General features: G+C 63.6%; 8 protein-coding genes and 1 riboswitch. Of the genes, 1 reads left to right on the plus strand and 7 read right to left on the minus strand.

From position 1 onward, the window contains the following. Positions 1-110 precede the first annotated feature (110 nt). The 7 genes from nuoF to EOD07_RS14800 are packed head-to-tail and all read right to left on the minus strand — an operon-like array spanning position 111 to position 5940. Complete coding sequence (nuoF, locus tag EOD07_RS14770) at positions 111-1415, minus strand: NADH-quinone oxidoreductase subunit NuoF (RefSeq protein WP_040982034.1); 1305 nt, start codon at positions 1413-1415, stop codon at positions 111-113. Between the two features lie 10 nt (positions 1416-1425). Then, positions 1426-2751 (minus strand): NADH-quinone oxidoreductase subunit E, encoded by a 1326-nt coding sequence (locus tag EOD07_RS14775; RefSeq protein ID WP_127235997.1) that lies wholly within the window; start codon positions 2749-2751, stop codon positions 1426-1428. After that, positions 2752-3942, minus strand: a complete 1191-nt coding sequence (locus EOD07_RS14780) for an NADH-quinone oxidoreductase subunit D (protein ID WP_040982038.1) — start codon at positions 3940-3942, stop codon at positions 2752-2754. A gap of 48 nt (positions 3943-3990) precedes the next feature. Further along, positions 3991-4374: a four helix bundle protein gene (locus tag EOD07_RS14785; protein ID WP_127235998.1), complete on the minus strand. Its 384-nt coding sequence runs from the start codon at positions 4372-4374 to the stop codon at positions 3991-3993. A gap of 21 nt (positions 4375-4395) precedes the next feature. Then, positions 4396-4998: an NADH-quinone oxidoreductase subunit C gene (locus tag EOD07_RS14790; protein WP_127235999.1), complete on the minus strand. Its 603-nt coding sequence runs from the start codon at positions 4996-4998 to the stop codon at positions 4396-4398. Between the two features lie 4 nt (positions 4999-5002). After that, positions 5003-5584 (minus strand): NADH-quinone oxidoreductase subunit B, encoded by a 582-nt coding sequence (locus tag EOD07_RS14795; protein WP_015317338.1) that lies wholly within the window; start codon positions 5582-5584, stop codon positions 5003-5005. After that, positions 5575-5940, minus strand: a complete 366-nt coding sequence (locus EOD07_RS14800; RefSeq protein ID WP_040982049.1) for an NADH-quinone oxidoreductase subunit A — start codon at positions 5938-5940, stop codon at positions 5575-5577. The genes EOD07_RS14795 and EOD07_RS14800 overlap by 10 nt, the downstream gene beginning before the upstream one ends. A 334-nt stretch (positions 5941-6274) precedes the next feature. On the opposite strand from EOD07_RS14800, the gene EOD07_RS14805 reads away from it, so the two are divergent. Further along, complete coding sequence (locus EOD07_RS14805) at positions 6275-7474, plus strand: winged helix-turn-helix domain-containing protein (RefSeq protein WP_127236000.1); 1200 nt, start codon at positions 6275-6277, stop codon at positions 7472-7474. A 30-nt stretch (positions 7475-7504) separates the two neighbouring features. Continuing rightward, positions 7505-7708, plus strand: a riboswitch (cobalamin riboswitch). Positions 7709-7762: the final 54 nt, after the last annotated feature.

Here is a 7762-nt window from a genome sequence, read left to right on the forward strand (position 1 = left end):
GGCATGAACGGATAGGGTATCGAATACGGCGCCATAGAGATCTCCTGGTCGTTTCTTCGTATGCCCCGCCCCTGCTGTCAGTCTTGGGCTTTCGCCCATATTCCAAAATCCTATTCCGCCGCGACCATCACCGGCTCGACCCGGTGCGCGTTGCGCGAAAACTCGTCGATGCGGCGTTCCACCTCGCCGCGGAAATGCCGCATCAGGCCCTGGATCGGCCAGGCCGCCGCGTCGCCCAGCGCGCAGATCGTGTGGCCCTCGACCTGCTTGGTGACGTCGAGCAGCATGTCGATCTCGCGCTTCTGCGCCTCGCCGCGCACCAATCGCTCCATCACCCGCCACATCCAGCCGGTGCCTTCGCGGCACGGGGTGCACTGGCCGCAGCTCTCATGCTTGTAGAAGTAGGACAGCCTGGCGATCGCCTTCACGACATCGGTCGACTTGTCCATGACGATGACGGCCGCCGTGCCGAGGCCGGATTTCAGGTCGCGCAGCGCGTCGAAATCCATCGGCGCGTCCATGATCTGCTCGGCCGGCACCAGCGGCACCGAAGCGCCGCCCGGAATGACCGCCAGAAGATTGTCCCAGCCGCCACGGATGCCGCCGCAATGCGTCTCGATCAGCTCGCGGAACGGAATCGACATCGCCTCTTCGAAGGTGCACGGGTTGTTGACGTGACCGGACACGCAGAACAGCTTGGTGCCGGCATTGTTCGGACGGCCGAAGGATGAGAACCAGGCCGCCCCGCGGCGCAGGATGGTCGGCGCCACCGCGATCGATTCGACGTTGTTGACGGTGGTCGGGCAGCCATAGAGGCCGACATTGGCCGGGAATGGCGGCTTCAGCCGCGGCTGGCCCTTCTTGCCTTCGAGGCTTTCGAGAAGCGCGGTCTCCTCGCCGCAGATATAGGCGCCGGCGCCGTGGTGCATGTAGACGTCGAAGTCGTAGCCGGACGTGTTGTTCTTGCCGATCAGCTTGGCCGCGTAGGCCTCGTCGATGGCGCGCTGCAGCGCCTCGCGCTCGCGGATGAACTCGCCGCGCACATAGATGTAGGCCGCGACCGCGCCCATGGCGAAGCCGGCGACCAGCGCGCCCTCGACCAGCGTGTGCGGATCGTTGCGCAGGATATCGCGATCCTTGCAGGTGCCGGGCTCGGATTCGTCGGCGTTGATGACCAGATAGCTCGGCCGCCCGTCGCTCTGCTTGGGCATGAACGACCACTTCAGCCCGGTCGGGAAGCCCGCGCCGCCGCGGCCGCGCAAGCCGCTAGCCTTCATCTCGTTGACGATCCAGTCGCGGCCCTTGGCGATCAGGCCGGGCGTATCGTCCCAGATGCCGCGCGACTGCGCGCCGGCCAGCGACTTGTCGAACAGGCCGTAGATGTTGGTGAAGATGCGGTCTTTGTCCTGAAGCATTTTTCGTCCCTCAGACCGGCTTCTTGCCGAAGACGCGGATGTATTCGGCGACGCCGCCCTTGGCGAGCGCCTTGGCCTGCTTCACCCAGTCGTCACGCTCGATGCGGCCGCGGAAATTGAGATAGCCGTCGACCCATTCGCGCTCGGCTTTCTTCCAGCCTGCGACCTGCGCGAAGGTGTAGATGCCCAGCGAATGCAGGGTCGCTTCGATCTTCGGGCCGACGCCGGAGATCAGCTTGAGGTCGTCGACCGTGGCAGGTCGCTCGACGCCGGCCGGGCGGTTCTTGTCCTCCAGCGAAGGCTTCGCTGTCTTGGCGACCGGCTGCTTGGTTTCCGGCGCCTTGAAGGCGGTGGCAGGCTCGGCTTTCGTCTTCGGTCCGCTGCGCGGCTTGGAAACCGCCTCGACTTCAGGATCGGCCTGGTTGGCGTTGGCGGCCGAATGGCGCGGCGCCCTGACGCTGGCCGCCTTCTCGGTGGCCGGAGCGACCTTGACCGGCGACGGCGTCGCCAGGGCCGGGCTGGTCTCCGGCGCATCGGTCTTCGGCTTGCTGGATTTTGACGGCGCAACCGGGCCCGAAGCCGCCGGAGCAGCGGGTGCCGGGGCTGCGGCAGGCGCCTGCGAGACGACGGCGGCAGGAGCGGCAGCCGGCGCCGCGGCGGCGGCATCCTTGGCAGCCTTCGCGGCCGCCTTGGCTTCCTTGTCGCGCGTCGACTTCAGGATCGCCTTTTCATTTGTCAGCGTCTTCAAACCATCGGCCGGTTCGGACCCGTGGCGGCCGTTCTGAGGCCCCGGCTTGACCTCCGCGCCCTTGCCGGCGTCGTAGAGATCGATGATCTCGGCCAGCCGCTCGGGCGTCAGGTCCTCGAACGTATCCTTGAAGATCATGACCATCGGCGCGTTGACGCAGGCGCCGAGGCATTCGACCTCCTCCCACGACAGCGTGCCCTTGTCGTTGGTGTGGAACTGGTCGTGATGGATCTTGGACCGGCACACATCCATCAGCGCTTCCGAGCCGCGCAGCATGCAGGGCGTGGTGCCGCAGACCTGGATATGGGCGCGGGTGCCGACCGGATTGAGCTGGTACTGCGTGTAGAAGGTCGCGACTTCGAGGCCGCGGATGCGCGGCATGCCGAGCATATCCGAGATCGTCTCGATCGCCGCCTTGGTGACCCAGCCTTCCTGCTCCTGCGCGATCATCAGCAGCGGGATGATGGCCGACTGCTCGCGCCCCTTCGGGTATTTGGCGATCCACTGCTGGGCGGCCGCGGCGTTCTCCTTGTTGAAGGCGAAGGTGGCTGGCTGGAGGCTGGCTTCTGCAAGACGGCGGACTGACATTTAGCGATCGACCTCACCAAACACGATGTCGAGGGAGCCAAGCACGGCGGTGACGTCGGCCAGCATGTGGCCGCGGCACAGGAAATCCATGGCTTGCAGATGCGCGAAACCAGGCGCGCGCAGCTTGCAGCGGTAGGGCTTGTTGGTGCCGTCGGAGACCAGATAGACGCCGAATTCGCCCTTCGGCGCCTCGACGGCCGCGTAGACTTCGCCGGCCGGCACGCGATAGCCCTCGGTATAGAGCTTGAAGTGATGGATCAGGGCTTCCATCGAGCGCTTCATCGCCGCGCGCTTCGGCGGCACCACCTTGCCGTCAAGGTTCGACACCGGACCGGCGCTTTCCTTGCCGAGCAGAAGATCGACGCACTGGCGCATGATCTTGGCCGACTGGCGCATCTCTTCCATGCGCACAAGGTAACGGTCGTAACAGTCGCCGTTCTTGCCGACCGGGATGTCGAAATCCATCTCGGAATAGCATTCATAGGGCTGCGCCTTGCGCAGGTCCCAGGCAGCGCCCGAGCCGCGCACCATCACGCCCGAAAAGCCCCAGGCCCAGGCGTCGGCGAGCGAAACGGTGCCGATATCGACGTTGCGCTGCTTGAAGATGCGGTTGGGCGTGAGCAGCGCGTCGAGATCGTCGATCGACTTCAGGAACGGATCGATCCACGTGCCGATATCCTCGACCAGCTTCTGCGGCAGGTCCTGGTGCACGCCGCCCGGCCGGAAATAGGCCGCATGCATGCGCGAGCCGGAGGCGCGCTCATAGAACACCATCAGCTTTTCGCGCTCGACGAAGCCCCACAGCGGCGGGGTCAGTGCGCCGACGTCCATCGCCTGCGTCGTCACATTCAGGATGTGCGACATGATGCGGCCCATCTCGGAATAGAGCACGCGGATCAGCTGGCCGCGCTTCGGCACTTCGATGCCCAGCAGCCGCTCGGCCGCGAGCGCGAAGGCATGCTCCTGGTTCATCGGCGCGCAATAGTCGAGCCGGTCGAGATAGGGCACGGCCTGCAGGTAGGTCTTGGCCTCGATCAGCTTCTCGGTGCCGCGGTGGAGCAGGCCGATATGCGGATCGACGCGGTCGACCACCTCGCCGTCCAGCTCCAGCACCAGGCGCAGAACGCCATGCGCTGCAGGGTGCTGCGGACCGAAGTTGATGTTGAAGTTGCGGACGGAGGTCTCAGCCATGGGTCGCCCTTGGCGAATAGTGAATAGTGAATGGTGAATGGTGAATGGTCATTCGCGTTCTGCCTCGAGCGATCGAACGAATGAAACCAGTCTTTTGCCCAGCCTGGTGTAACTTGGCTCCAGACTTGCAGCTTGCTCCCTGGTCAGCAGCCCAACGCGCCCGCAGAGCATTGTATGTGTTTCCAACTCCTTCAAAGAGCCTTGCGCGATACGAAGGAATTGAATGAACGGTCGCCGCTGAGCTCGGCCGAACCCTTCCGCAATATTCGCCGGTATAGAAGCCGAGCATCGCCGCATCTGGGCTGCCATTCCATACATTTCCTCGCGCGGAAACCCGCGCGTGACGACGTAAATGGCCTCGGCGATATCCATCGCCTCCTGCCAGACGATGAGATCGCGATAGTCGCGTATCTTTTCCGGCGTCTCGTCCATTCACCATTCACTATTCACCATTCACAGCTTCGCCTTCTCATCCCCGGGAAGGACGTAATCCGTTCCCTCCCACGGGCTCAAGAAGTCGAAGTTCCTGAATTCCTGCTTCAATTCCACCGGCTCGTAGATGACCCGCTTGGCCTCGTCGTCGTAGCGAACCTCGACAAAGCCGGTCAGCGGGAAATCCTTGCGCAGCGGGTGCCCCTCGAAGCCGTAGTCCGTCAGGATCCGGCGCAGATCCGGATGGCCGCTGAACAGCACGCCGTAGAGGTCGTATGTCTCGCGTTCGTACCAGTCGGCGCCGGGATAGACGGCGGTCAGCGACGGCACCAGCGTTTCCTCGTCGGCCTGGACCTTGAGGCGGATGCGCACATTCTGCTTCGGCGACAACAGGTGATAGACGACATCGAAGCGCCTGGCGCGCGAGGGATAATCGGCGCCGGAAATGTCGATGATCGAGATGAACTGACAGCGTGGATCGTCACGCAGGAAGGTCGCCACCGCGATCAGATTGCCCGGCTCGACCGAAACGGTCAGCTCGCCATAGGCAAGCACGGCTTCGCCGATGCGGCCGGAGAGCTTCTCGCCGAGATAGGTGGAGAGTTCATTCAACGCCAGGGTCATCGGCTCACCGTTCGATCGTGCCGGTGCGGCGGATCTTCTTCTGCAGAAGGAGAATGCCGTAGAGCAGCGCTTCGGCGCTCGGCGGGCAGCCGGGCACATAGATGTCGACGGGCACGACACGGTCGCAGCCGCGCACCACCGAATAAGAATAGTGGTAGTAGCCGCCGCCATTGGCGCAGGAGCCCATCGAGATGACGTAGCGCGGCTCCGGCATCTGGTCGTAGACCTTGCGCAGCGCCGGCGCCATCTTGTTGGTCAGCGTGCCGGCGACGATCATGATGTCTGACTGGCGCGGAGACGCCCGCGGCGCGACGCCGAACCGCTCCGAGTCGTAGCGGGGCATCGAGGTGTGAATCATCTCGACCGCGCAGCAGGCGAGGCCGAAGGTCATGAACATCAGCGAGCCGCTGCGCGCCCAGGTGATCAGCGCTTCGGTCGAGGTGACAAGGAAACCCTTGTCGGCCAGCTCGTTGTTGATTTCGAGGAAGAAGGGATCGTCTTCCCCCACCGGCCTGCCGGTGTTGGGGTCGATGATGCCCTTGGGCTTCGGCGCGACGAGGGTGCCTGAACTGTCGTTCAATCCCATTCCAGCGCTCCTTTTTTCCATTCATAGGCAAAGCCGATGGTCAGCACCGCCAGAAACACCATCATCGACCAGAAGCCGAGCATGCCGAGCTTCGAGAAGGACACCGCCCACGGAAACAGGAAGGCGACCTCGAGATCGAAGATGATGAACAGGATCGACACCAGGTAGAAACGGATGTCGAACTTCATGCGAGCGTCGTCGAACGAGTTGAACCCGCATTCATAGGCGGAAAGCTTTTCCGGGTCGGGATTGCGGTAGGCCACCAGGAAAGGAGCGACGATCAGCGCCAGACCGACGATCATCGCCACGGCGATGAACAAGACGATAGGCAGGTAAGAACTCAGGAGTGCGCTCATGCGGCGACTTTCCTTCGGCGGGCTAGTTCACTTTGATTACAGCAACGGACTCTAATGCGGAAGCGTGACAGTTTAACCGCTGAACCGTTTTAAGGGGCCCATGCTGCAACGCGGCGAGGGTTAGCGCAGCGGTTTCGGGGACGCAAGTCAAACCTTGTTCAAATCGCGGCCCTGGACGCCTTATCGGAAGAAACTGGTCCGATCCGCTCCTGTTTGATTTCCTTCAATTTTTACTCCACTTTTCTCTCCTGACATATCTCCCGCCATTTGCCTGCTAGCATGGCCGGAATCACCGGCTAAGAATCCGACGGACGATCGGGGCAAGGACACCTTGATGAAGGAGAAAATCTCGCTCGCCATGGCCAGGCGCATCGCGCTCGGCGCGCAGGGGTTCAACGACCCCAAGCCCGGCGGGGTTCCCGATCGCCGCCACCTTGCGCGCGTGCTTTCCCGGACCGGCCTGTTGCAGATCGATTCCGTAAGCGCGGTGGTGCGCGCGCATTATATGCCGCTCTACTCGCGCCTCGGCCCCTACCCGCTTGCGCTCCTCGACAATGCGGCGCTCAGCCGCAAGCGCGCCGTCTTTGAATATTGGGCGCATGAGGCGTCGTTCCTGCCTGTCGAGACCTACCCCTTGATGCGTTGGCGCATGCAGCGCGCCGAGCAGGGCGACGAGATGTATCTCGGCCTCGCCAAATGGGGCCGTGAGCGCAAGGCGATGATCGACGAGATCTATAAGGAGGTGGCCGATCGCGGGCCGATCGCCGCCTCCGACATCGAGGGCCACAAGGGCAATGGCGGCTGGTGGGGCTGGAGCGAGGCCAAGCATGCTTTCGAATGGCTGTTCTGGGCCGGCCGTATCACCACCGCCTACCGGCGCGGCTTCGAACGCTATTACGATCTGCCCGAGCGCGTTTTGCCGCAGGCGGTGCTCGACCTGCCGGTCCCCTCGGTCGAGGATGCGCATCGCGAATTGCTGCGCATCTCGGCCCGCGCCCACGGCATCGCCACCTATGGCGACCTGCGCGACTATTTCCGCCTGGCACCCGGCGACACCAAGGACCGCATCGAGGAGTTGGTCGGAGCCGGCGAATTGCTGCCGGTGAAAGTCGAGGGATGGGAGAAGACAGCCTATCTTCATAAGGACGCGCGAATCCCGCGCCGGATCGAGGCGCGCGCCCTGCTTGCGCCGTTCGATCCCGTGGTTTTCGAACGCACGCGGACGGAAAAACTCTTCGGCTTCCGCTACCGTATCGAGATCTACACGCCGGCCGAAAAGCGCCAGTACGGCTATTATGTGCTGCCCTTCCTGCTTGGCGACCGGATCGTCGCGCGTATCGATCTGAGGGCCGACCGCCCGGCCAGCGTGCTACGGGTCCACGCAGCCTATGCCGAAGCCGGTGCCCCGGCCGAAACCGCCGCCCAACTCTTCGATGAGCTGAAGCAGATGCAGGCGTGGCTCGGCCTGGAGGCGATCGAAGTGACGCCGGCCGGCGACTTGGGCCCGGCGCTGGCCGACATCAAGGTGTCGTAGCCGCGCGTTGACAGGCGCATAGCCGTAAGCCTAAATCCTGACCCAGACGGTCTTCTCCCGGCAAAGGGAGGAGCCAAGAGGGAATGCGGTGCGGGCCAAAACCCAAATCCGCGGCTGTCCCCGCAACTGTAAGCGACGAGCCCCGGCCGAAAACCACTGGGATGTTCCCGGGAAGGCGGCATCTGAGGCGACGACCCGCGAGCCAGGAGACCTGCCGTCTGAGACTAAAAGTATCCGAATGCCCGGCGGGTTTTCCGGGCAAGGAGCCTGGTTTTGGATCGCAACGGC

The organism is Mesorhizobium sp. M2C.T.Ca.TU.002.02.1.1 (assembly GCF_003997225.1).